Raw genomic sequence first — 23,177 nt, 5'->3', positions numbered from 1 at the left:
ATTGATGGGGATTCTTATCATATAGGTTACGCCCCATTTCGAAAAGGAGTGAATCATGGTGTCTGAAGAAAAGATTTATGATGTGATCATTATCGGCGCGGGTCCCGCGGGGATGACGGCAGCCGTATACACATCACGAGCGAATTTATCCACATTAATGATCGAAAGAGGAATTCCGGGCGGCCAAATGGCCAACACAGAGGATGTTGAAAACTATCCGGGTTTTGAAAGCATTCTCGGCCCTGAACTTTCTAATAAAATGTTTGAGCACGCAAAAAAATTCGGTGCGGAATATGCGTACGGCGACATTAAAGAAATCGTTGACGGAAAAGAGTACAAAACGGTTAAAGCCGGTTCAAAAGAATATAAAGCCCGCGCCATCGTCATTTCTGCCGGTGCGGAATACAAAAAGATCGGCGTTCCCGGTGAAAAAGAACTGGGCGGCCGCGGCGTATCGTACTGTGCGGTATGTGACGGCGCTTTCTTTAAAGGCAAAGAGCTTGTCGTTGTCGGCGGCGGAGACTCCGCGGTTGAAGAAGGCGTCTATTTAACACGATTCGCTTCAAAGGTCACAATTGTCCACAGACGTGACAAACTGCGCGCGCAAAGCATTCTTCAGGCACGTGCCTTTGATAACGACAAAGTGGACTTCAAATGGAATAAAACCGTAAAAGAAATTCATGAGGAAAACGGAAAAGTCGGCAAGCTCACTCTTGTGGATACAGTCAGCGGAGAAGAGGAAGAATTCAAAGCAGACGGCGTCTTTATCTACGTCGGCATGCTTCCGCTTTCTAAACCGTTTGAAAATCTGGGCATTACAAATGAAGAAGGCTACATCGAAACAAATGACCGAATGGAAACAAAAGTGCCCGGTATTTTCGCTGCCGGAGACATCCGTGAAAAATCGCTTCGTCAAATCGTAACAGCCACCGGCGACGGCAGTGTTGCCGCGCAGAGCGTTCAGCATTATGTAGAAGAGCTTCAAGAGACGCTGAAAACCGTCAAATAATCGGCTGTAATGTTTGGTTTTCTAATCGTTACTGGGTTTTAATTCCTCTGTAACACGGGTGAAATACTGATGTTTTAAGATAAAACTAGTAATTGACCCCCTTTTTATATGAACACACTTTGGCACGGATCTTTCAGTATCCGTGCCCTTTTTTTGCGAAATTTTGTTTTCTGTCAAATAAAAGAAAAGGTTGTCGGTGTCTCTGCATTGTGAGAGGCATGCCGAAACGGTATAATGAAGAGACGATGATTTGTTGAGAAAGTTAGGTGACGTACTTGTGCAAAGAGTGACAAATTGTGTGCTTCAGACTGATGATCAAGTTCTCCTTCTCCAAAAGCCGAGACGCGGCTGGTGGGTCGCGCCCGGCGGGAAAATGGAGAGCGGCGAATCAGTCAGAGATTCCGTCATCAGAGAGTATAGAGAAGAGACGGGTATTTATATATTGAATCCGCAGTTAAAAGGCGTGTTCACCTTTATTATGAAGGAACAGGAACAAATCGTGTCAGAGTGGATGATGTTTACATTTGTCGCAGATTCCTACACAGGCCGAAATGTCTCTGAATCTGAAGAAGGCATTTTGCAGTGGCACGATGTAAAAGATATCCACAGCCTTCCGATGGCTCCCGGAGACGGGCATATCCTTGATTTTATGATCAAGGGGCAAGGGCTTTTACACGGTACCTTTACGTATACGCCGGATTTTAAGCTGCTCAGCTATCGTTTAGATCCGCAGCATATTAAATAAATGAAAGACCTCAGGGGGGAGAAAGATGAGTGTGAATGAAAATCATGATATTCAGCTCGTCATTATAACGGGAATGTCTGGAGCGGGGAAAACCGTCGCAATTCAAAGCTTTGAGGACCTCGGCTATTTTTGCGTCGATAACCTGCCGCCTTCCTTGCTGCCGAAATTTTTGGAGCTGATGAAAGAATCAAGTTCAAAAATGAGCAAGGTCGCACTTGTCATGGATTTGCGAGGCCGCGAATTTTTTGACAGGCTGATTGAGGCGCTGGATGAAATGGCAGAAAGCCCGTGGATTACACCGCGCATTCTCTTTTTAGATGCAAAGGATTCAATCCTTGTGACGAGATACAAAGAAACGAGACGTTCCCATCCGCTGGCCGCCACAGGGCTGCCTCTTGAAGGAATCGCCCTTGAGCGCCAGCTGTTAGATGAGCTGAAAGGACGTTCCCAGCTGATCTATGACACGTCAGACATGAAGCCCCGCGATTTGCGTGAAAAAATCGTCGCGCACTTTGCTACGAATCAGGGGGAAACCTTTACCGTTAATGTCATGTCATTCGGTTTTAAATACGGGCTGCCGATTGATGCCGACCTTGTGTTTGATGTAAGGTTTCTGCCGAATCCGTTTTACATTGAAAGCATGCGTCCGCTCACGGGGAAAGATGAAGAAGTTTCATCGTATGTCATGAAGTGGAATGAAACACAGAAGTTTATTGAAAAGCTTGTTGATTTGCTCGGGTTTATGCTTCCGTCTTATAAACGGGAAGGAAAAAGCCAGCTCGTCATCGCGATCGGATGTACGGGAGGCCAGCACCGTTCCGTCACACTCGCTGAGTATTTGGCTGACTATTTTAAAAAGGATTTTTATACTCATGTCACTCACCGGGACATTGAAAAGAGAAGCAGGAAATAAAATGAATAAAAAACCGAAAATCGCAATCTTTGGCGGCGGAACGGGACTGTCCGTGCTGCTTCGCGGATTAAAGCATAAGCCCGTTGATATTACGGCGATTGTCACGGTCGCTGACGACGGCGGAAGTTCGGGGCGTCTGAGGGACGAACTGCAAATTCCGCCGCCGGGTGACATCCGCAACGTATTAGCCGCCTTATCAGATGTAGAGCCGCTCGTTGAAAATCTGTTTCAGCATCGCTTCAATAAAGGAGGCGACTTAACCGGCCACTCACTGGGCAATTTAATTTTGGCAGCGATGACAAATATAACCGGTGATTTCTTTCACGCTGTCACCGAAATGAGCAAGGTGCTGAACGTCCGCGGCAGGGTGCTGCCCGCTGCCAACACCAGTGTCGTTCTTCATGCTGAAATGGAGGACGGGCAGGTCGTCTCGGGAGAATCAACGATCCCTTCTTACGGCCAGCGCATTAAACGGGTGTTTTTGACCCCGGAAAAAATTGATCCGCTGCCGGAAACGATCGAAGTGATCCGTCAAGCCGATCTAATAATTATCGGTCCGGGAAGCCTGTACACAAGCATCCTTCCCAACCTGCTCGTGCCGAAAATCGGCGAGGAAGTCGTCAAGGCCAGTGCCAAAAAGGTCTATATCTGCAACGTTATGACACAGCCAGGCGAAACGCTCAATTACAGCGCGGCTGATCATGTCAAAGCGCTGAATGACCATATGGAACAGCCGTTTATTGATACGATTTTAATCAACAATGAGGACATTCCTGACGAAATAAAGAGTAAGTATGCGAAGGAACTGGCACGCCCGGTCGATTTTAATGTCGAGAAACTGAAAGCCATGGGGCTTGAGGTGATCAGGGATCAAATCATAACGTATAAAAATGGCGTAATCCGTCACGATACACATAAAGCGGCTTCTCTTCTCGTGGATTTATTAAGAGACTAGAAGCCTTGAAATGAGGTGGCTCATATGTCATTTGCATCAGAAACAAAAAAAGAACTGACGAATCTGGAAGTGAAGGGCTGCTGTGCCAAGGCGGAGCTGTCTTCACTGATTCGGATGAACGGTTCACTATCATTTTCAAACCGCCATCTCGTGCTTGACGTTCAAACCGAAAATGCGGCGATTGCCCGCCGCATTTATACATTGCTGAAGAAACAATATGATGTATCGGTCGAACTGTTAGTCAGAAAGAAAATGCGGCTGAAAAAGAATAATGTCTATATTGTACGCTTTTCTGAAAACGCAAAGCTGATCTTAGAGGAATTAAAAATACTCGGAGAGAACTTTGTATTTGAACGGAATATTTCTGAAGAATTGGTTGCAAAACGATGCTGCAAGCGCTCTTATATGAGAGGGGCGTTTTTGGCCGGAGGTTCTGTCAATAATCCGGAAACCTCGTCGTACCACTTGGAAATCTTTTCGCTCTACAAGGAACATAACGATTCATTATGCGAGCTGCTGAATGAGTTTCAGCTAAACAGCAAAACGCTTGAGCGCAAAAAAGGCTATATTACTTACTTAAAAGAGGCGGAAAAAATCACTGAATTTCTGAATGTCATCGGCGCCCACAATTCGCTTCTGCGTTTTGAAGATGTGCGGATTGTCAGAGATATGAGAAACTCAGTGAATCGGCTCGTTAATTGTGAAACAGCTAACTTAAACAAAACCATCGGGGCTTCACTCAGACAAGTGGAGAATATTAAATACATTGATGAACGAATCGGGCTTGAGGCGCTGCCCGACAAGCTGCGTGAAATTGCGCAGCTGCGGATTGATTACCAAGAAGTCACGCTGAAAGAACTAGGGGAAATGGTAACAAGCGGGAAAATCAGCAAATCCGGCATCAATCACAGGCTGAGAAAGCTCGATGAAATCGCAGAACAGCTGCGGACAGGGCAAAGCATCACTTTGAAATAACCGTACAGAAAAGGGGAGATCTTATGGTTCAAGAGAAAGTGGAAGTGCGATTAAAGACGGGATTGCAGGCGCGTCCTGCTGCATTATTTGTACAAGAAGCAAATCGTTATGTGTCAGATGTGTTTCTTGAGAAGAACGGAAAGAAAGTAAATGCCAAAAGCATTATGGGATTAATGAGCCTGGCGGTCAGCACGGGGGCGGAAGTCACCTTGATCGCAGACGGCGAAGATGAAAAGGAAGCGCTTGAAAAGCTGACGGCTTACGTTCAGGAAGAAGTGTAAGCGCTCTGTGAGGAGGCCGGGACTATGAATGAGTTCCTGAAAGACTGTTTTCAAACGATAGGCTGGGAAAAGGAATCACTCGATTTTGACGACCTTCCCGATTTTTTAGAGGCGCTTGCGTACCGGTTTCCATTTGAAAATCGCTCAGTTTTAAAAAGAAAAGAGTATGACGTCACGAAAGAAGGGCTTTGGCGGCATATGGTCAAGGAGCTTTATGGCGGCTTGTGTTATGACCTGAACGGCTTGCTTTATTTCATCCTGAAAGAAGCCGGATTTGACGTCAAATTGATTCGCGGGACGGTCTGGAATAACGGCTGGGCGCTGCCCGACACGCATGCGGCTGTCTTGCTTTCTGCCGGAGGGGATCAATTCATCGCCGATACAGGCTTTGGCCTCAATCTCGCCATGCAGCCCGTTCCGCTGTCCGGCGCCGAGACGGTATCTGCCGCCGGAGCGTTTCGTGTGAGAAAAGAACAAACGGAACTCGGGACACATCTGCTTGAAATCAACAAAGGAGATGGCTGGCAGACCGGTTACGCATTTTCTCTTGAAGAAATCGGCGAAGAGGATCTGGGGGTCATGAAACAGATCATCTGCGAGCATGACCAATCCCCGTTCAACAAAAGCCCGCTCGCTTCTAAGCGGACGCCGGAGGGGCACTTGGTTTTATCTGACCGTCATTTTACGGTCTGCAAAAAAGGCGAAACGAGCAAAGAAGAAATTAAGCCTCATGACTTTGACCGAAAGCTTGATGAATTCTTTTGTCATTCATAAAAAAACGGTTTCCCTCGGGGAAGCCGTTTTTTTTCGTTATCTGATTCTTGTAAAGGTCTGATAATGGTCTGTTGTTTTGTAAATCAGCCAGTCGCTTGAGTAAAGAATCCGGTCTGAATTTCTGAAGCCTGATGTATAGTTAATGTCTGCTTCACGCCATGTTCGTCCGCTTTTGGCCGGGAGCTTGCCTTCCCTGTTTGTAAATATATCTCCGCCGATGCTTTTCCCCGGGGCGACGTCAGCCAAATTGCCTTTCGATGCCACCCAGCCGAGGGCCTGGGCTTCTGCCTTCGTAATGTAATTATCAGGAAGCTTGTGATAGGTCTGAAGATAATCTGCCACTCCGTCAAAGGTGTTTATAACCTGCGCTTGAGCTTGCGTGTGTGCCGTGTGGGCAGATGTTTCCGTCTTGGCAGCCGTTGAAAACAGCATACCAGCCGCGGAGAAAAGCAGAAGCAAACAAACGGAAATCCACGATAATCGTTTTTTCAATGTAATCCCTCCCGTTTTTAAAAAATATGAAGCTAATTCCTTTTAATTGTATCAGCAATAGAAGAAAGGAATAGACGAAATTTGAAAATAGTCCTTTTCGGCTAGTGAGGAAATAGGCCCCGGCTTAGGCAAACCGGGGCTGGAGTTTTATTGAAATTCCTTTGTCAGGTTTTTCGGTGTTCTTCCGTATACGGCATCAATCATGTTTTGCGCGGCTTGCTTGAACATATTAAGACGGATTTTAGCCGTTGCTGAGCCGATATGCGGAAGCAATGTAACGTTATCAAGCTGTAAAAGCGGATTGTCTTCAGCTGCCGGTTCTTCTTCGAATACATCTAGACCGGCTCCTTTTATCCAGCCTTCCTGCAAAGCGCGGATGAGCGCTTTTTCATCGACCGTCTTTCCCCGGGAAATATTGACGAAAAATGCCGTATCCTTCATCAGTTTAAATTCCCGTTCTCCCATCATATGATAGGTTTCGTCAGTAAGCGGCGTAATCAGCAGCACAAAATCTGACGTTTTAAGCAGCGTATCTAAATCCGCATATGTAACGCCGAGCTGCTGTTCAGCTTCTTGTTTTCTGTGGCGGTTATAGTACAGCACGTCCATATCGAAGCCGAATTTCGCGCGTTTTGCAGCCTGTTCGCCAATCCTGCCCATACCGATAATGCCCAGTGTCTGATGGTGAACATCCATTCCGAAAAGAGATTCTTCTTCAACGGTGCCCCATTTGCCGGCGCGGACGAAGCGGTCTAATTCGGCAACCCGTCTGGCGGATGAAAGAATTAATGAAAAAGCCAAATCAGCAACGGTATCATCAAGGGTGTACGGAGTATGCGTGCCGACGACACCCCTTTTCTTCATTTCTTCTGTATCAAAGTTGTCATAACCGACTGAATTATTGCTGACGACCTTGAGATTCGGCGCGTGATCCAATAAATCACTGTCAATGGTTGTCCCGGATGTCAGCAGGCCTTCAGCATCCTTCATTTTTTCGTATAGCTCTTCTTTTGTAATGGTATCCTCTTTCCAAATATCATAGCGGCAATGTTCGCCTATCATTTGTTCGACTTCGGGCGGTATCGGTTTTGCGATGAATACATATGGTTTCAACGGCTTCTCCTCCTTTGTCTTTATCTATTTTATTATATAGGACAAGCTGGAAAGTGAGAAATGTTCCTGCGGTTTTAATAAATTTCTGGTTCTTTTGAACTTAAAATGATCGAGAAAGATGTTTAAATGCTTTTTTTCTCCATTCAATATCAAGATTCACCTATATTTCCTCCTTGAAATTGAGTTTTCCGCTGTTTTTCGGAGCTTTATAGGATGGTGTAAATATAAATTTTATTATTTTTGAAAGATATAAATAAACATAATCTGAATTTACAGTCAATTTATCGTGTCTTTTTTTGAAAGCCTTTTCGCCGCCTTGTTCTGTGCTATAATTCCTTACTGTAAGCTGGGTAAGAAGGCTTGCAATATAATTTGGATGGGAGATGAATAGAAAATGGTTTCTTTATCAAGCATTTTGGAGCACAATCAGCAGTTTGTCCAAGAGAGGAAGTATGAACCTTACCAAACGACAAAATTCCCGAAAAAAAAGCTTGTCATCGTATCCTGTATGGACACAAGGCTGACGGAGCTTCTGCCGCAGGCAATGGGACTCAGAAATGGCGATGCCAAAATCATAAAAAACGCAGGAGCCATTGTTTCTCACCCATTTGGAAGTGTCATGCGCAGTATTTTGGTTGCCATTTATGAACTGCAAGCTGAGGAAGTCTGCATCGTAGGGCACCGCGAGTGCGGAATGTCGGGATTAAATGCGGCTTCTATTTTGGATAAAGCGAAAGAGCGCGGCGTGGAGGAAAAATGCCTCAGCCTTTTACATCATGCAGGAGTCGATTTAGAAGCGTGGCTGACCGGTTTTCACAGCGTCGAAGAAAGCGTGGCCCACAGTGTGAACATGGTCAAGCATCACCCGCTCTTGCCGAATGAGGTTCCGGTACACGGATTGGTGATCGACCCGGGGACGGGAACGTTAGAGGTTGTTGCGGACGGTTATGAAAAAGTCAAAGGAGGATGCAGCTGACCATGCAATTCTCAGGCAGATATCAGGGTTACAATTTGCAGAAGTTTCAGAAAGATATTATTGCAGGAACTGTCGTAGGAATTGTAGCGATACCGCTTGGAATGGCCTTTGCCATCGCCTCTGGGGTGGGGCCGGAATATGGACTCTATACCGTGATTGTGGCGGGCATCCTCATTTCAATGTTTGGCGGATCTAAATATCAGATCGGAGGACCCACGGGCGCGTTTGTTCCTATTTTATTTGCCATCGTGATGCAGTATGGTTTTGATAATTTGCTTGTCGCCGGTTTTATGGCTGGCGTGATGCTTGTGCTGTTCGGCGTTTTTAAGCTCGGGAAGATTATGAAATTTGTGCCGAAGCCGGTGATTGTCGGATTTACCGCAGGTATCGCCGTGCTGATATTTTCGGAACAAATCGCTCATTTTCTCGGTCTGCGCGATGTCAAAAAGCATGAAAGCTTTGTGCTTAACATTGCGGAAATCGGCAAGAAGATCGGCACCTTAAATTTGTACAGCATTTTAATCGCGGGGATCGCCTTGGCTATTTTACTGTTATCAGCCAAGCTGATGCCGAAAATTCCCGGAGCGCTTGTGGCGCTGCTGGTTTCAACATTAGCAGCCGTCGTGTTTTTCCCTGATAAAATGGCGACGATTGGTTCGGCTTACGGGGAAATTCCGCGCCACCTGCCGGATTTCCGGCTTCCTGATTTCTCGATTGATAACATGATCATGATGTTTCCGTCCGCTCTGATCATTGCGCTTCTCGGCGGTCTTGAATCGATATTATCAGCAATGGTCGCAGATAATATGAAGGGGTCAAGGCATGACAGCAATAAAGAGCTGGTCGGGCAGGGCATTGCCAACATGGCCGCGCCGCTGTTTGGCGGCATACCGGCAACGGGAGCGATTGCGCGGACCGCAACAAACATTAAAAACGGCGCTGTTTCTCCGATTTCCGGTATTGTGCATGGGGGGGGCGTCCTCCTCGTCCTGCTCGTCTTCGCTCCGTTTGCCGTTCACGTGCCGCTGGCAAGTATGGCGCCGGTCTTAATGGTTGTGGCGTGGAATATGAGTGAGCGGAAGGAAGTCGCCAATATGATGCGGCTGAAAAACACGGATTCATTCGTATTGGCGGTGACCTTTTTACTGACGGTGGTCTTTGATTTAATCATCGGCGTTTCTGCCGGACTCGTGCTCGCTTTTGTTTTCTTCATCAGAAAAATGAGTGAAACGACAAGCATCAAAGCTCCGCAAGCTGCAGTCAAAAACGATTCGTCTGTCAGCACGTATTCGATCGAAGGTCCGCTGTTTTTCGGTTCGATTGATTCATTGGAAACGTCGTTATTAGAACGGCTTCAGGAAAAGCCGAAGACGCTGATTCTTCTCATGAATAATGTGCATTACATGGATACCTCCGCGGAGGCAGTGCTGGGGAACGTTATGAACCGGATCAAGCGCCATAACGGCAGGTTGATGATCGTCGGGCTTCAATCCCAGCCGCGGGAATTGATCCGAAAGACAGGGCTGTTTCATAAAATCGGAAAGCAGCATTTCTTTGAACATCAGGACGAAATAACGGGTTAAACGGTACGGCTTGTCCATCATTTTTCAAGGACAAGCCGTTTTTTTTATTCGTTTTCAAACCGCTTGATCAATTTTTGCTGATGGGCCTTCATCGCATCCTCTAAAGTTACGCCGTATATGTCAGCGAGAATGGCCAGATTTCCGATGACATCTCCCATCTCTTCGATCAGCTCCTGCTTGCGCTCAGCCTGTGTGGCGTTTTTTTCATCCGGCCGGTCCCGCCCGATTTCATACGCTCTGACAGCCCGCGCGAGTTCGCCTGCCTCCTCCATTAAAAAGCCGATCCGTATGAACGGTCCATACTCTGTCCAGCCTCTCTTTTCATAAAAATCTTTCATCCATTTTTCTGCTTCGGCCGTCTGCATGTGAAACACTCCTTATCTCTGTATGATTCCTATTGATATTATCACATGGAGATGGGACAATATATAGTGTATTTTAAATTCTTGATGTACATATATAGATGCGGAGATGACAAGATGAAAACGATTTGTGTATTTGCGGGATCAAACCCGGGGGGAAATGAAGAGTACAAACGGAAAGCGACAGAACTTGGCGCTTATATGGCGGAGCAGGGCATCGGCCTCGTTTACGGCGGTTCACGGGTCGGTCTGATGGGAGCTGTCGCTGATGCGCTGATGGCTGGCGGCGGAAAAGCGGTCGGCGTGATGCCGAGCGGACTGTTCAGCGGTGAAATTGTTCATCAAAATCTGACAGAGCTGATTGAAGTGAGCAGCATGCATGAACGAAAGGCGAAAATGAGTGAGCTGGCGGACGGCTATATCGCCATGCCGGGCGGATTTGGCACATATGAAGAGCTGTTTGAAGTGCTGTGCTGGGCGCAGATCGGCATCCATCAAAAGCCGATCGGCCTTTACAATGTCAACGGATATTTCGAGCCGATGATGAAAATGATTAAATACAGCATTCAAGAAGGTTTTTCGAATGATTCGCATTTGAAGCTGATTCACAGCTCATCCCGGCCGAATGAACTGGTTGAACAGATGGAGAACTATTCATACCCGATTTTAGAAAAGAAGTGGACAGAAATCTAATCAAAAAAGCCATCCGTAAGGGATGGCTTTTTGCGTGTCTTCGTATTCGATGACAGCGCATCCGGCTGAAATGATGTATTAACCAGTTTTCAGCGGCATGATGTTTCCTAAAGGAAATCTCCTTTATTATTCTTTCTCTTAGATTACATAATATAATGAATTTGTTATCAAATCCCAAAAACGGACTTGTTAATAATTTGAATATTCACTGGTGAGGCGGGGATGAAAAATGGCAACATTGTCAGATGTGGCGAAAAAAGCGAATGTTTCTAAAATGACGGTATCGCGGGTGATCAATCATCCTGAGACGGTGACAGATGAATTGAAGAAACTGGTTCTTTCTGCGATGAAAGAGCTGAATTATATTCCGAACTATGCGGCAAGAGCTCTCGTTCAAAATAGAACACAGGTTGTCAAACTGCTGATACTTGAGGAAATGGATACGACAGAACCTTATTATATGAACCTGTTAACCGGAATAAGCCGGGAACTGGATCGCCATCATTATGCTTTGCAGCTTGTGACAAGGAAATCTCTCAATATCGGCAAATGTGACGGCATTATTGCGACGGGCTTGAGAAAAGCCGATTTTGAAGGGGTGATCAAAGCTTTTGAAAAGCCGGTTGTCGTATTTGGACAAAATGAAACAGGCTATGATTTTATCGATGTGGATAATCAAAAAGGCGCTTTTATGGCAACCCGCCATGTCATGGGGCTGGGAGAGCGGGAGGTTGTCTTTTTTGGCATTGATTTAGATGAGCCTTTCGAACGATCAAGGGAAAAGGGATATACACAGGCAATGAATGAAGGTTTGAGACAAACGAATATTTTTCGGATGGAAAACAGTTCAAAAAAAGGTGAATGCCTGGCCAGAGAAATACTGCAATCATTGTGTTATCCGGCTGCATTTGTGTGTGCGTCCGATCGAATCGCGCTCGGCGTGATCCGTGCGGTACAGTCGCTTGGAAAGAGAATTCCTGAAGATGCAGCAGTAACCGGATTTGATGGTGTTTTTCTTGACCGCATTTCATCGCCCCGCTTGACAACGGTGCGCCAGCCTGTAGTTGAAATGGGTGAAGCTTGTGCGAGAACCCTGTTGAAAAAAATTAATGAAGACGGTGCCGCTCAAGGAAACCAATTTTTTGAGCCTGAGTTAATCGTACGCGGGTCGACTCTGTAAGAGTATGATTCTGTTACCGTTATCATAATGAAAACGATTGCTCCTCTGATTTCAGCATGATAATTTCAACGTATGTGCCGGTCGCAATGAACCGGAAATGAAAAGGAGGAGATAGGAAATGGAACATGCAGCAATACATCATCAGCCTTTCAGCTCTTATGCTTATTCTTATGACGGAAGGAGACTGCATATCAAGATCCGCACCAAAAAAGACGATGTTAATCAAATTCGATTGATTTGGGGAGATCCTTATGAGACTCAAACCGGCAGATGGGCGGCAAACGAGCGGCAGATGAAGAAAGCTTCCGCCACAGAAACGCATGATTATTGGTTTGCCGAAGTAGCGCCGCCATTTAGACGTTTGCAATATGCTTTTGTCTTACAAAGCCCTGATCAGGAAGAAATATTTTACGGAAGCTCGGGTGTCTGTCCTTATAACGAAAAAATGCTGGAGACGATTCAATCCTATTTTAAATTTCCATTTGTTCATGAGGCTGATACATTTCAAGCACCAGAATGGGTCAAATCAACAATTTGGTATCAAATTTTCCCCGAGCGTTTTGCAAACGGCAGAGAAGATTTATCGCCGGAAGCTGTTTTACCTTGGGGAAGCAAGGACCCGGATGTACATGATTTTTTTGGAGGGGATTTACAGGGAATCATTGATAAGCTTGACTATTTAGAGGCATTAGGAGTTAACGGGATTTATTTGACGCCGATCTTTTCCGCGCCTTCCAACCATAAATACGATACATTGGATTACTGCTCCATTGATCCGCATTTTGGAGATCCGGAGCTTTTTCGCGCATTGGTCGATCAACTTCATCGGAGGGGAATGAAAATCATGCTTGACGCTGTTTTTAATCATATAGGCAGCGCTTCACCCCAATGGCAGGATGTCGTGGAAAACGGCGAACGATCGCGCTATAAAGACTGGTTTCATATTCATGCTTTTCCTGTCGAAGAAGGCCGTTATGATACGTTTGCATTTACACCGACTATGCCGAAATTAAATACCGCTCATCCGGAAGTGCAGTCCTATTTGCTTGATATTGCGTTGTACTGGATTCGGGAATTTGACATTGACGGCTGGCGCCTGGATGTGGCCAATGAAGTGGATCACGCTTTTTGGAAGAAATTCCGGCAAGTCGTATCAGCAGAAAAGCCGGACGTTTATATTTTGGGGGAGATCTGGCATTCAGCCGAGCCTTGGCTCAGGGGAGATGAATTCCATGCTGTGATGAATTATCCTTTCACAGAACCTATGATTGAATATTTTGCGGACAGAACCATTTCCCTCTCGCAAATGGTCTCCCGCTTAAACGCGCATTTGATGAACGGGATGCAGCAGGTCAATGAGTCGATGTTTAATTTACTTGACAGTCATGATACAAAGCGGCTTTTGACGAGATGCCGTCATGATGAGAAAAAAGCACAGTCTTTGCTGGCGTTTATGTTTGCCCAGACAGGTTCCCCATGCATCTATTACGGGACGGAAATCGGGCTTGACGGCGGAACTGATCCATTATGCCGGAAATGTATGGTGTGGGAAGAAGAGAAGCAAAATCAAGGGATGCTCAAATTTATGAAGCGGTTGATAGCTTTACGGAAACAGGAGAATGCCTTATTGACTTATGGGGATCTCGAGTGGAATCTGCCGGATGATCAAACCGATTTTATCAGCTTTTCGCGGGTTTCTGATGAAAAAAAACTGATTTACTTCTTTAATCAGGGGAACGAGGTCCGCCGTATCAGTCTGCAAGATGCAGGTATTGAGAAAAATAAAAGAATTTACGATGCATGGGCGGAAGAGACTCTTCATCATACAGATGCGATTGACATTCAGCCTGGTGAATTTTTTATTTTAGGTGTTGAGGATGCTGTGTAAAATCTGTTATCGGTAACATGTTGAAAGTTATTGTAACCGCTTTCTATCGAGGATTACAATGAGGTCAGATTCGATAGAAGGAGGAAAAAAGATGGAGCATTTAAAAAAGGGCTTAGCATTATTGCTGGCTGCAGTCCTTATATTCGGTCTTACGGCCTGTTCAGGCGCGAAGGATACCGCAGGTTCTGATGGGAAAAAGGTACTGACTGTGTCTGTAGAAGAAACCTATAAACATTACGTTGAAAGCATTAAAACGGATTTTGAAAAAGAGAATAACGTAACAGTGAAAATTGTTGAAAAGCCAATGTTCGATCAGTTGGAAGCGCTTCCTCTGGATGGGCCGGCAGGTAATGCGCCTGATGTCATGCTTGCTGCATACGATCGTATCGGCAGTTTGGGACAGCAAGGGCATTTACTTGACTTCAAACCGTCTGATACAAAAAGCTTTGGCGGCAAAGAAATGCAGCAGGTGACGGTTGACGGCAAGGTGTATGGGATGCCGTTAGTCATTGAAACACTTGTTTTATATTACAACAAAGATCTTTTAAAAACAGCACCAAAAACATTTAAAGACCTTGAAGAATTAACGAAGGATTCGCGGTTTGCCTTTGCTTCAGAAAAAGGAAAATCGACCGCTTTTCTGGCGAAGTGGACTGATTTTTACATGTCATACGGCTTGCTGGCCGGCTTTGGAGGATATGTATTTGGCAAAAACGGCACAGACGCCAAAGACGTCGGTCTTAACAACAAAGGATCTGTTCAAGCGGTTGAATATGCAGGAAAATGGTTCAAAGAATATTGGCCAAAAGGCATGCAGGACAACTCGAGCGCTGATGATTTCATACAGCAGACCTTTATAGAAGGAAAAGCTGCGGCTGTCATCGGCGGACCTTGGTCAGCTTCCAATTATAAAGATGCCAAGCTGAACTACGGCGCTGCAAAAATACCGACATTGCCGAATGGAAAAGAATATGCTCCTTTCGCCGGCGGCAAGGGCTGGGTTGCTTCAAAGTATACAAAAGAACCGCAGCTGGCAGAGAAATGGCTTGAGTATGCTGCAAATGATCACAATGCTTACGTTTTTTATGATCAAACAAACGAAGTTCCGGCCAACTTGGCAGCAAGAAAGAAAGCAGGTAAGCAACAGAACGGGCTGACGTCGGCAGTCATTAAGCAATATGAAACAGCGACGCCGACTCCGATTATTCCGGAAATGGCTGAAGTCTGGACTGGGGCGGAAAGTTTGATTTTTGACGCAGCTTCAGGAAAAAAATCAGCACAGCAATCAGCGAATGATGCCGTAAGCGTAATCAAAGAAAATATTAAAGAAAAATATGTGAAATAAGACGGCGGATTAGCGTCCGGAAGAATAGAGGGCGAAAAAATGGACAAAGAACAAACACTTGCAAAGCAGAAACGGACAGCAGCAGGTCTTTTCATTTTATCTATCATTCCAGGAGCTGGACAGATGGCAAATCGGCAGTTTTCAAAGGGGATCTTTTTTCTCCTTATAACTGGGCTGTTTGCTTGTGAATTAAAGGTTTTCGGTATTCAGGCGCTAACCGGATTGATTACTTTGGGACGTGTTCCCGGAGCAGACCACTCACTGTTTCTGCTGATAGAAGGCACGCTGCAATTGATTGTGACGCTGATTTTTCTGATGTTCTGCACCTTTAATATTTATGATGCCCGCAAGATCGCCGCGATGAAAGCGGCGGGCTCAAAGATCAACACGACAGCCAAGGATATGATCTGGAACGCGGGGGATAAAGGGTTTCCGTATTTATTTACACTGCCGGCATACATCATGATGGTGTTTGTCATTATTTTCCCTGTGCTGGTGACTCTGTTTATCGCATTTACAAACTATGATTTTTACCATATCCCCCCTAACAGCCTCATTGACTGGGTCGGTTTTAAAAATTTCATGAATATTTTTTTCCTCGGCTCCTATCGGGAGACATTTGCCGAAGTACTGGGCTGGACACTCATATGGACGATCTGTGCGACAACATTGCAAATTGTTCTCGGTATAGCAGCTGCGCTTATTGTCAATCAGGATTTTATTAAAGGCAGGCGGCTGTTTCGAATGATCTTTTTGCTTCCTTGGGCTGTCCCTGCTTTTATTACGATTATGAGCTTTTCTAATATTTTTAATGACAGTATCGGTGCCATGAACGCACAGGTGATTCCATTACTGAATCACCTGCCGTTTATAGAGGTGCCGGCGGTCGCATGGAAGACTGATCCCTTCTGGACGAAGACAGCCCTGATTATGATACAGACCTGGCTCGGATTTCCGTACATTTATGTCATGGTAACGGGGGTGCTTCAGGCGATTCCAAATGAATTGTATGAAGCGGCGAAGATTGACGGGGCCTCTTTCATTCAGCGTTTTAAACATATTACATTGCCGATGATTTTATTTGCGACCGCCCCTGTGATGATTACCCAGTATACGTTTAATTTCAATAATTTCTCGATCATCTACTTATTCAATGAGGGCGGACCGGGCAGTGCGGGAGCCGGCGCGGGGTCAACCGATATTTTAATATCTTGGATCTATAAGCTGACGACAGGCACATCACCGCAATACTCCATTGCTGCCGCTGTTACGTTGTTAATTTCATTCATTGTCATCGGAGTGTCCCTGATTGCATTTAAAAAATCGAATGCATTTGGCAATGAGGAGGTCATGTAGATGAATGCGAGAACCGCCAGGATGCTTAAGAAAATCTGCACCTATTTATTTTTGGCGCTTTTAAGCATTGTCATTATATATCCGTTGCTGATTACGGCATCATCCGCATTTCGTGTAGGAAATGTGGCGGCTTTTCAGCTCGACTTTTCCGGCCCGTGGACATTGAATCATTTCAGGCGGCTGTTTGAAGAGACGCTTTATCTTAGTTGGTACGGCAATACACTTATAATCGCTCTGTCGGTCATGGTATTGCAGGTTGTGATCGTGACGCTTGCCGGTTATACGTACAGCCGCTATCGATTTGCAGGCAGAAAAAAGAGTTTGGTATTCTTTTTAATCATTCAAATGGTGCCGACGATGGCGGCACTGACCGCTTTTTACGTTTTGGCCATGCTGATAGGCGCCCTCGATCAGTACTGGTTTTTAACAGCGATCTATATCGGCGGCGGAATTCCAATGAACACATGGCTTATGAAAGGCTATTTTGATACCGTGCCGAGAGAAATTGACGAAGCTGCGCGAATTGACGGGGCGGGACATCTGCGGATCTTCGCCTCGATTGTACTGCCCCTTGTTAAACCGATGCTCGCGGTGCAGGCGCTTTGGGCGTTTATGGGTCCGTTCGGTGACTATCTGCTCGCTAAATTTTTGCTGCGCTCGCCTGAAAGATTGACCATTGCCGTGGGACTGCAATCCTTCATATCGAACCCGCAGCAGCAAAAAGTCGCGCTGTTTGCTGCTGGGGCAATACTTGCGGCCCTGCCGATATGCATCCTGTTCTTTTTTCTCCAAAAGAACTTTGTGTCCGGGCTGACAACAGGCGGAACGAAAGGATAATGCCATGAAAAAAATGCGAAATGAACCTTTTATTATTCGTTTCCTGAAAGCGTCCGTGAATCCCGCAGGTGTTTGCCGTTACAGAAACACATTCAGCTGGCCGCATATCTCCTTTCTATTTATTTTCTTGACGGCATGCCTGCTGGCGCCGCTTTCCATTTCGTTCATGAAAACGGATCATTTCAATGTGAGGGCTTTTATGCCGTCAGCGATTCAAGAGGTTGATGAAACATTTGCCGATCAAATAGACGGCTATCAATTTACGAATGGAAAACTGACGGGAGGGAAGGGTTTTTATCAAGTTGAAAAAGGCCGGACTTTGCTGGCGGTTGATATGAAGCAGCAATTTAAAACAAGCGGTGATAATGGAAATCTTAAGGTGAAAGGTTATCATAACGCAATTATATTTCAGCCTGATCATCTCATTATCAGCGATCAAAACGGAACGGGGTTTTCTGTTCGCTATGCGAACACGGATGCCGGGCTTAAGGGTTTGGACGCCCACGATTTGGAGGTTTTTATCGGTACATTGTGGTTTGCCCAGTATAAGCCGATGATGATGGTGCTGGCCTATGCAGGGATTTTCATTATCCAGCTTTTTTTGACGGCTGCTTTTGCGGGAGGTATTTGGATCACAAAAATATCAAAAATGACCCGCTTTGCGTCATTTAAGGAAGCAGCATCCATGGCGATTTGCGGATCAGCACTTCCGGTATTTGCCGCAGCTATTGCCGGTATGGTTCATTTTGACTTCATCACAGTATTGTTGATCTATTCGTGCGGCGTCGCCTTGATGATTTCTTTTACATTCAGATATGTGACCCAAACCCGCCATTACAACGGAAATTTACAATTTGGAGGAAACCATGATAAATCAGCGGCTTTTTGAGATTGATGAATGGAAAATCAAAACAAATAAATTTCTAAAGGAACACAAGCGTCTGCAAGAAAGCCTGACTTCCCTTGCCAATGGCTATATGGGAATCAGGGGGAATTTTGAAGAACGATATTCAGGCGACAGCCATCAAGGCACATATTTCGCGGGAGTTTGGTTTCCTGACAAAACCCGTGTCGGCTGGTGGAAAAACGGCTATCCGGAATATTTCGGAAAAGTGATCAATGCAATGAACTTTATCGGCATTGATGTATATGTAGACGGAGAAAAAGTCGATCTCTATCAACATTCAATCGAATCGTTTGATTTAGAACTGGATATGAAAGAAGGGATTCTGCGGCGAAGCGCTGTCATCCGCATTCAGGACAAAACTGTAAGAATCAGATCAGAACGATTTCTCAGCCTTGCCGTTGAGCAGCTTTGTGCCATTCATTACGAAGCAGAGTGCCTGACGGATGAAGCTGTCATCACGCTTGTTCCTTATCTGGACGGAAATGTCGCAAATGAAGACGCCAACTTTCAGGAACGGTTTTGGGAGGAAAAAGCGGCGGGAGCCGATTCTCACCGCGGCCATTTAGTGGAAAAAACGGCTGAAAATCCGTTTGGAACGCCGTGTTTTACCGTTTCTGCAGCAATGGCAAACGTTACAGAAGGTTTTGTCAGCGAAAGCTTTAACACATCTGGCATGTATGCGGAAAATCGCTACGTTTATCAAATGAAGCCCGGAGCAACGGCTTCTTTGAAAAAATTTATCATCGTGACAACTTCCCGTGACTTTCAAGAAACAGAGCTTTTATCGAAGGGCAGGGAGCTTTTGGCGGATGTTCTCGAGCAAGGTTATGAAGAAGCAAGACGGAGGCATACGGACAAATGGATGGAAAGATGGGCAAAAGCAGACATAGAAATTAAAGGGGATGATGAACTTCAGCAAGGAATCCGCTACAGCATCTTTCAATTATTCTCGACATACTATGGAGCCGATTCACGCTTGAATATCGGTCCGAAAGGATTTACAGGAGAAAAATACGGAGGGGCAGCATATTGGGATACTGAGGCATACGCCGTTCCGATGTATTTGGCCGCCGCCGATCCGGAAGTGACAAAAAACCTGCTTTTGTACCGCTATCACCATTTGGAGGCTGCCAAACGAAACGCCGCCAAATTGGGTCTGAAAGGCGCTCTTTACCCGATGGTGACGTTCACAGGCGATGAATGCCACAACGAATGGGAGATCACCTTTGAAGAAATTCATCGGAACGGTGCGATTTGCTACGCGATCTGCAATTATGTCAATTATACAGGCGATCAGGGCTATATCGAAGAATACGGGATAGACGTTCTCGTGGAAATCAGCAGGTTTTGGGCAGACCGCGTTCACTTTTCAAAACGGAATAACAAGTATATGATCCACGGCGTCACAGGGCCGAATGAATATGAAAACAATGTCAACAACAACTGGTATACAAATTTGATTGCAGCCTGGACGTTAGAGTATACACTTGAAAACCTCGAGAATATTCCGGCGGCAAAACGAAGTCAGCTGAATGTAAGGGAAGAAGAAACGGCGGCATGGAAAGATATCATTCAGAAGATGTACTTTCCGTACAGTGAGGAATTAAACATTTTCATCCAGCACGATACCTTTTTAGACAAAGAGCTGCTAACGGCGGATCAATTAAATCCAAATGAGCGGCCGCTTTATCAGAATTGGTCATGGGACAAAATTCTCCGCTCAGGCTTTATTAAGCAGGCGGACGTTCTTCAAGGAATTTATCTTTTTAATGATCGTTTTACATTAGAAGAAAAACGGAGAAACTTTGAATTTTACGAACCGATGACCGTCCATGAATCAAGCCTTTCTCCTTCCGTACACGCCGTGCTTGCAGCCGAACTTCATATGGAGAAGAAAGCGCTCGAGCTCTATAAAAGGACGGTCCGTCTCGACCTCGACAATTACAATCATGATACAGAAGAAGGGCTTCATATTACATCAATGACGGGAAGCTGGCTTGTGATCGTGCAGGGTTTTGCAGGAATGCGTGTCGCGAATGAGACGCTGTCATTTGCCCCGTTTCTGCCGAAAGAATGGGACAGTTATTCGTTTAACATCAATTACCGGGGCCGGTTAATCAACATTATGGCGGCAGAAAACCGCGTCGTGTTTGAATTGTTAAAAGGGGAGCCGCTGTACGTAACGGTCTATCAGGACCGTATTCTCTTGAACGGACGATATGAAGGGAGGATGACTGATGAGTGAGTGGTGGAAAGAAGCAGTCGTTTATCAAATTTACCCGCGCAGTTTCTATGACTCAAATGGAGACGGGTTCGGAGATCTGCAGGGAATCATTCAAAAGCTGGATTATATCAAAAACCTGGGGGCCGATGTGATCTGGCTGTGTCCGGTGTTTGATTCTCCGCAGGATGACAACGGCTATGACATTTCTGATTATCGGAATATGTACGGAAAATTCGGGACAAATGAAGATATGTTTCAGTTAATTGAAGAGGTTCATAGACGGGGAATGAAAATCATCATGGATTTGGTCGTGAACCACACGTCAGATGAACACACTTGGTTTGTCGAGAGCCGCAAATCGAAAGACAACCCTTACCGGGATTATTACTTTTGGAGAGACCCTGCCCCGGATGGTTCAGAGCCGAATAATTGGGGATCAATCTTCTCGGGTTCGGCGTGGACATTCAATGAGAAGACAGGTCAATATTATTTGCACTACTTTTCGAAAAAGCAGCCGGATTTAAATTGGGAGAATGAAGCCGTCCGCCGGGAAGTATATGATTTGATGAGATTTTGGATGGATAAAGGGATTGACGGCTGGCGGATGGATGTGATCGGCTCCATATCCAAATACGTCGATTTTCCGAGCTATGAAACTAAAGACAGCCGCCGGTATATCGTTGGCAAGTATCACTCAAACGGTCCCCGCCTTCATGAATTTATTCAAGAGATGAACCGTGAAGTCTTGTCACGTTACGACTGTATGACGGTTGGGGAAGCAAACGGCTCAGATATTGAAGAGGCAAAAAAGTATACGGATGCGAGCAGGCGAGAACTGAATATGATCTTTACCTTTGAACATATGGATATTGATACAGACCAGCATTCGCCTAATGGGAAATGGCAGCTTAAGCCGTTTGATCCAATCGCTTTAAAAAAGACGCTGACCCGCTGGCAGACTGCTTTAATGAATGTCGGCTGGAACAGTCTGTATTTTGAAAATCATGATCAGCCAAGGGTGATTTCCCGCTGGGGCAATGATCGTAATTTGCGAAAACAGTGTGCCAAGGCATTTGCAACGGTTCTTCACGGTATGAAGGGAACGCCGTTTATTTATCAAGGAGAAGAAATCGGCATGGTCAACAGCGATTTTCCGTTAGAAATGTATGATGATCTCGAAATAAAAAATGCATATCGGGACTTGGTGATCAAAAACAAGACGATGTCAGAGGAGGATTTTTTAAAAGCCGCTGCGAAAAAAGGACGGGATCATGCAAGAACACCGATGCAATGGGATGCCGGCAAACATGCAGGATTCACAGCCGGAGAGCCTTGGCTGGCAGTAAATCCCCGCTATAAAGAAATCAATGTGAAAGAGTCCATGAACGATCAAGATTCTGTTTTCTATTACTATCAAAAGCTCATTCAATTACGCAAACAATACAAGATCCTCGTCTACGGAGATTATCGGCTGCTGCTGAAGGAGAATCCGCAAATCTTTGCTTATCTCCGCACGTATCAAGGCGAAACGCTTTTAGTCGCCGTGAATTTGTCGGAGGAAACGGCTTTGTTTGAAGCTCCGCCGGAATTGCTTGATGAGCAGTGGAATGTACTCCTTTCCAATTATTCGCGGCAAGAGAGTGACATGAAAAGCATTTATTTACAGCCCTATGAGGCTGTGATGTGTATAAGCTCATCAAAGGAAACATTAACATGAAAGCAGTCATATTTGATTTAGACGGAGTGATAACAGATACGGCAGAATATCATTTTCTTGCTTGGAAGCACATAGCCGATCAAATCCATATTCCATTTGACCGAACCTTTAATGAAAGCCTAAAGGGAATCAGCAGGGAAAAGTCGCTTGAAGCCATTCTTGTCCATGGCGGTGCGGCGGCAAAGTATTCAAAAGCAGAGAAACAAGCCCTCATGTTTCAAAAAAACCAATATTATCAAACGTTAATCAGCGAATTGACACCGAAAGATCTTTTGCCGGGGATCAGCAGGTTTCTTTGTGAACTGAAAAACGAACATATAAAAATTGCTTTAGCATCTTCAAGCCGCAACGCCCCTAAAATTCTAGAACGTTTGGAGATCATTGATGATTTTCATGCCATTGTTGATCCGGCAGCTCTGGCTAAGGGGAAACCAGCTCCCGACATATTTTTAACCGCTGCATTGCTTCTCGGCGTATCTCTGGCTGAATGCGCAGCCATAGAGGACGCTGAAGCAGGGATAGCCGCAATCAAATCCGCCGGGATGTTTGCGGTTGGCGTCGGCCATGAACGATCAATGCATGACGCTGATCTGATGGTCAGACAAACGTGCGATTTGTCGCTTGATCTGCTGAATGAAGAGTGGAAGCAGCATAGAATAAAAAGTTTTTAAAATATGAAAAAAATAGAAGGAGAAACAGGGAGGGGCTCAGCTAAAAGTGATTCAGCTTTTCTTATATATGTTTAAGCTTTAGAGAATGAAGAAGCCAATTATTTGTCTTTGTTTTCAACGGGAAATGATGGGGAAATCTCCTTAGAATAAAAAAACCTGCAAGAGATTATTTCTCTTGCAG

Annotated in this window: 22 protein-coding genes; 19 read left to right on the top strand and 3 right to left on the bottom strand. The window is 45.4% G+C overall.

From position 1 onward, the window contains the following. The first annotated feature begins 58 nt into the window (after positions 1-58). From trxB to KY305_RS01870, 7 genes are all read left to right on the top strand, one after another. Entirely contained in the window at positions 59-1,009 is a 951-nt protein-coding gene (trxB, locus tag KY305_RS01900; RefSeq protein WP_223061612.1) for a thioredoxin-disulfide reductase, read from the top strand. Positions 1,010-1,286: 277 nt separating this feature from the next. After that, complete coding sequence (locus KY305_RS01895) at positions 1,287-1,754, top strand: 8-oxo-dGTP diphosphatase (protein WP_223061611.1); 468 nt, start codon at positions 1,287-1,289, stop codon at positions 1,752-1,754. Positions 1,755-1,779: 25 nt separating this feature from the next. Beyond that, positions 1,780-2,667, top strand: a complete 888-nt coding sequence (gene rapZ / locus KY305_RS01890; RefSeq protein WP_223061111.1) for an RNase adapter RapZ — start codon at positions 1,780-1,782, stop codon at positions 2,665-2,667. 1 nt (position 2,668) lies between these two features. Next, the gene (locus tag KY305_RS01885) at positions 2,669-3,622 is read left to right on the top strand and encodes a gluconeogenesis factor YvcK family protein (protein ID WP_223061110.1); all 954 of its coding nucleotides are present in this window, start codon (positions 2,669-2,671) and stop codon (positions 3,620-3,622) included. Positions 3,623-3,646: 24 nt separating this feature from the next. After that, on the top strand, positions 3,647-4,597 hold the full coding sequence (gene whiA / locus KY305_RS01880; protein WP_223061109.1) for a DNA-binding protein WhiA: 951 nt from the start codon (positions 3,647-3,649) through the stop codon (positions 4,595-4,597). A 23-nt stretch (positions 4,598-4,620) separates the two neighbouring features. Further along, entirely contained in the window at positions 4,621-4,878 is a 258-nt protein-coding gene (locus KY305_RS01875) for an HPr family phosphocarrier protein (protein ID WP_223061108.1), read from the top strand. A gap of 24 nt (positions 4,879-4,902) precedes the next feature. Beyond that, a complete protein-coding gene (locus KY305_RS01870) occupies positions 4,903-5,652 on the top strand; it encodes an arylamine N-acetyltransferase family protein (protein WP_223061107.1) in 750 nt (249 codons plus the stop codon). A gap of 36 nt (positions 5,653-5,688) precedes the next feature. Here the strand turns inward: KY305_RS01870 and KY305_RS01865 are convergent, their stop codons facing one another. Beyond that, positions 5,689-6,084 (bottom strand): ribonuclease, encoded by a 396-nt coding sequence (locus KY305_RS01865; RefSeq protein WP_396021505.1) that lies wholly within the window; start codon positions 6,082-6,084, stop codon positions 5,689-5,691. Between the two features lie 207 nt (positions 6,085-6,291). Continuing rightward, the gene (locus KY305_RS01860; RefSeq protein WP_223061105.1) at positions 6,292-7,257 is read right to left on the bottom strand and encodes a 2-hydroxyacid dehydrogenase; all 966 of its coding nucleotides are present in this window, start codon (positions 7,255-7,257) and stop codon (positions 6,292-6,294) included. A 394-nt stretch (positions 7,258-7,651) separates the two neighbouring features. Here KY305_RS01860 and KY305_RS01855 point away from each other — a divergent pair, with 394 nt between their 5' ends. Beyond that, the gene (locus tag KY305_RS01855; protein ID WP_223061104.1) at positions 7,652-8,233 is read left to right on the top strand and encodes a beta-class carbonic anhydrase; all 582 of its coding nucleotides are present in this window, start codon (positions 7,652-7,654) and stop codon (positions 8,231-8,233) included. A gap of 2 nt (positions 8,234-8,235) precedes the next feature. Then, positions 8,236-9,816, top strand: coding sequence for a SulP family inorganic anion transporter (locus tag KY305_RS01850; RefSeq protein ID WP_223061610.1), 1,581 nt, complete (start codon positions 8,236-8,238; stop codon positions 9,814-9,816). 44 nt (positions 9,817-9,860) lie between these two features. On the opposite strand, the gene KY305_RS01845 is transcribed toward KY305_RS01850, so the two are convergent. Then, positions 9,861-10,181, bottom strand: coding sequence for a MazG nucleotide pyrophosphohydrolase domain-containing protein (locus KY305_RS01845; RefSeq protein ID WP_214802706.1), 321 nt, complete (start codon positions 10,179-10,181; stop codon positions 9,861-9,863). 114 nt (positions 10,182-10,295) lie between these two features. Here KY305_RS01845 and KY305_RS01840 point away from each other — a divergent pair, with 114 nt between their 5' ends. The 10 genes from KY305_RS01840 (at position 10,296) to pgmB (ending at position 22,996) form a co-directional block, all read left to right on the top strand. Beyond that, on the top strand, positions 10,296-10,871 hold the full coding sequence (locus KY305_RS01840; protein WP_223061103.1) for an LOG family protein: 576 nt from the start codon (positions 10,296-10,298) through the stop codon (positions 10,869-10,871). Positions 10,872-11,100: 229 nt separating this feature from the next. Continuing rightward, positions 11,101-12,051 carry a LacI family DNA-binding transcriptional regulator gene (locus KY305_RS01835; protein ID WP_223061102.1) on the top strand — a complete coding sequence of 317 codons (951 nt, stop codon included), beginning with the start codon at positions 11,101-11,103 and terminating at the stop codon, positions 12,049-12,051. A gap of 118 nt (positions 12,052-12,169) precedes the next feature. Then, complete coding sequence (locus KY305_RS01830) at positions 12,170-13,939, top strand: glycoside hydrolase family 13 protein (RefSeq protein WP_223061101.1); 1,770 nt, start codon at positions 12,170-12,172, stop codon at positions 13,937-13,939. A gap of 91 nt (positions 13,940-14,030) precedes the next feature. Then, positions 14,031-15,284, top strand: coding sequence for an extracellular solute-binding protein (locus tag KY305_RS01825; RefSeq protein WP_223061100.1), 1,254 nt, complete (start codon positions 14,031-14,033; stop codon positions 15,282-15,284). Between the two features lie 39 nt (positions 15,285-15,323). Next, the gene (locus KY305_RS01820) at positions 15,324-16,640 is read left to right on the top strand and encodes a carbohydrate ABC transporter permease (RefSeq protein ID WP_223061099.1); all 1,317 of its coding nucleotides are present in this window, start codon (positions 15,324-15,326) and stop codon (positions 16,638-16,640) included. Beyond that, on the top strand, positions 16,641-17,477 hold the full coding sequence (locus KY305_RS01815; RefSeq protein WP_223061098.1) for a sugar ABC transporter permease: 837 nt from the start codon (positions 16,641-16,643) through the stop codon (positions 17,475-17,477). A gap of 4 nt (positions 17,478-17,481) precedes the next feature. Next, positions 17,482-18,366, top strand: coding sequence for a DUF1189 domain-containing protein (locus KY305_RS01810; protein WP_223061097.1), 885 nt, complete (start codon positions 17,482-17,484; stop codon positions 18,364-18,366). Then, complete coding sequence (locus KY305_RS01805; protein ID WP_223061096.1) at positions 18,344-20,629, top strand: glycoside hydrolase family 65 protein; 2,286 nt, start codon at positions 18,344-18,346, stop codon at positions 20,627-20,629. Before KY305_RS01810 ends, KY305_RS01805 begins: the two co-directional genes overlap by 23 nt. Next, positions 20,622-22,325 carry a glycoside hydrolase family 13 protein gene (locus KY305_RS01800; RefSeq protein WP_223061095.1) on the top strand — a complete coding sequence of 568 codons (1,704 nt, stop codon included), beginning with the start codon at positions 20,622-20,624 and terminating at the stop codon, positions 22,323-22,325. The genes KY305_RS01805 and KY305_RS01800 overlap by 8 nt, the downstream gene beginning before the upstream one ends. Continuing rightward, positions 22,322-22,996: a beta-phosphoglucomutase gene (gene pgmB, locus KY305_RS01795; protein WP_223061094.1), complete on the top strand. Its 675-nt coding sequence runs from the start codon at positions 22,322-22,324 to the stop codon at positions 22,994-22,996. Before KY305_RS01800 ends, pgmB begins: the two co-directional genes overlap by 4 nt. Positions 22,997-23,177 lie beyond the last annotated feature (181 nt).

Source organism: Bacillus sp. YC2 (assembly GCF_019891195.1).
GTDB lineage: Bacteria > Bacillota > Bacilli > Bacillales > Bacillaceae > Bacillus.
Note: the sequence above shows the minus strand (reverse complement) of the source record. Positions and strands in the feature narration are given on the sequence as shown.

What these genes read in the sequence shown, in the direction of transcription:
- KY305_RS01870 (WP_223061107.1), top strand. Translation starts at nt 4,903, where the DNA reads ATGAATGAGTTCCTGAAAGACTGTTTTCAAACGATAGGCTGGGAAAAG.
- KY305_RS01845 (WP_214802706.1), bottom strand. Translation starts at nt 10,181, where the DNA reads ATGCAGACGGCCGAAGCAGAAAAATGGATGAAAGATTTTTATGAAAAG.
- KY305_RS01825 (WP_223061100.1), top strand. Translation starts at nt 14,031, where the DNA reads ATGGAGCATTTAAAAAAGGGCTTAGCATTATTGCTGGCTGCAGTCCTT.
- KY305_RS01810 (WP_223061097.1), top strand. Translation starts at nt 17,482, where the DNA reads ATGAAAAAAATGCGAAATGAACCTTTTATTATTCGTTTCCTGAAAGCG.
- KY305_RS01840 (WP_223061103.1), top strand. Translation starts at nt 10,296, where the DNA reads ATGAAAACGATTTGTGTATTTGCGGGATCAAACCCGGGGGGAAATGAA.
- rapZ (WP_223061111.1), top strand. Translation starts at nt 1,780, where the DNA reads ATGAGTGTGAATGAAAATCATGATATTCAGCTCGTCATTATAACGGGA.
- pgmB (WP_223061094.1), top strand. Translation starts at nt 22,322, where the DNA reads ATGAAAGCAGTCATATTTGATTTAGACGGAGTGATAACAGATACGGCA.
- KY305_RS01800 (WP_223061095.1), top strand. Translation starts at nt 20,622, where the DNA reads ATGAGTGAGTGGTGGAAAGAAGCAGTCGTTTATCAAATTTACCCGCGC.
- KY305_RS01885 (WP_223061110.1), top strand. Translation starts at nt 2,669, where the DNA reads ATGAATAAAAAACCGAAAATCGCAATCTTTGGCGGCGGAACGGGACTG.
- whiA (WP_223061109.1), top strand. Translation starts at nt 3,647, where the DNA reads ATGTCATTTGCATCAGAAACAAAAAAAGAACTGACGAATCTGGAAGTG.
- KY305_RS01865 (WP_396021505.1), bottom strand. Translation starts at nt 6,084, where the DNA reads ATGCTGTTTTCAACGGCTGCCAAGACGGAAACATCTGCCCACACGGCA.
- KY305_RS01830 (WP_223061101.1), top strand. Translation starts at nt 12,170, where the DNA reads ATGGAACATGCAGCAATACATCATCAGCCTTTCAGCTCTTATGCTTAT.
- KY305_RS01835 (WP_223061102.1), top strand. Translation starts at nt 11,101, where the DNA reads ATGGCAACATTGTCAGATGTGGCGAAAAAAGCGAATGTTTCTAAAATG.
- KY305_RS01815 (WP_223061098.1), top strand. Translation starts at nt 16,641, where the DNA reads ATGAATGCGAGAACCGCCAGGATGCTTAAGAAAATCTGCACCTATTTA.
- KY305_RS01820 (WP_223061099.1), top strand. Translation starts at nt 15,324, where the DNA reads ATGGACAAAGAACAAACACTTGCAAAGCAGAAACGGACAGCAGCAGGT.
- KY305_RS01855 (WP_223061104.1), top strand. Translation starts at nt 7,652, where the DNA reads ATGGTTTCTTTATCAAGCATTTTGGAGCACAATCAGCAGTTTGTCCAA.
- KY305_RS01875 (WP_223061108.1), top strand. Translation starts at nt 4,621, where the DNA reads ATGGTTCAAGAGAAAGTGGAAGTGCGATTAAAGACGGGATTGCAGGCG.
- KY305_RS01850 (WP_223061610.1), top strand. Translation starts at nt 8,236, where the DNA reads ATGCAATTCTCAGGCAGATATCAGGGTTACAATTTGCAGAAGTTTCAG.
- KY305_RS01805 (WP_223061096.1), top strand. Translation starts at nt 18,344, where the DNA reads ATGATAAATCAGCGGCTTTTTGAGATTGATGAATGGAAAATCAAAACA.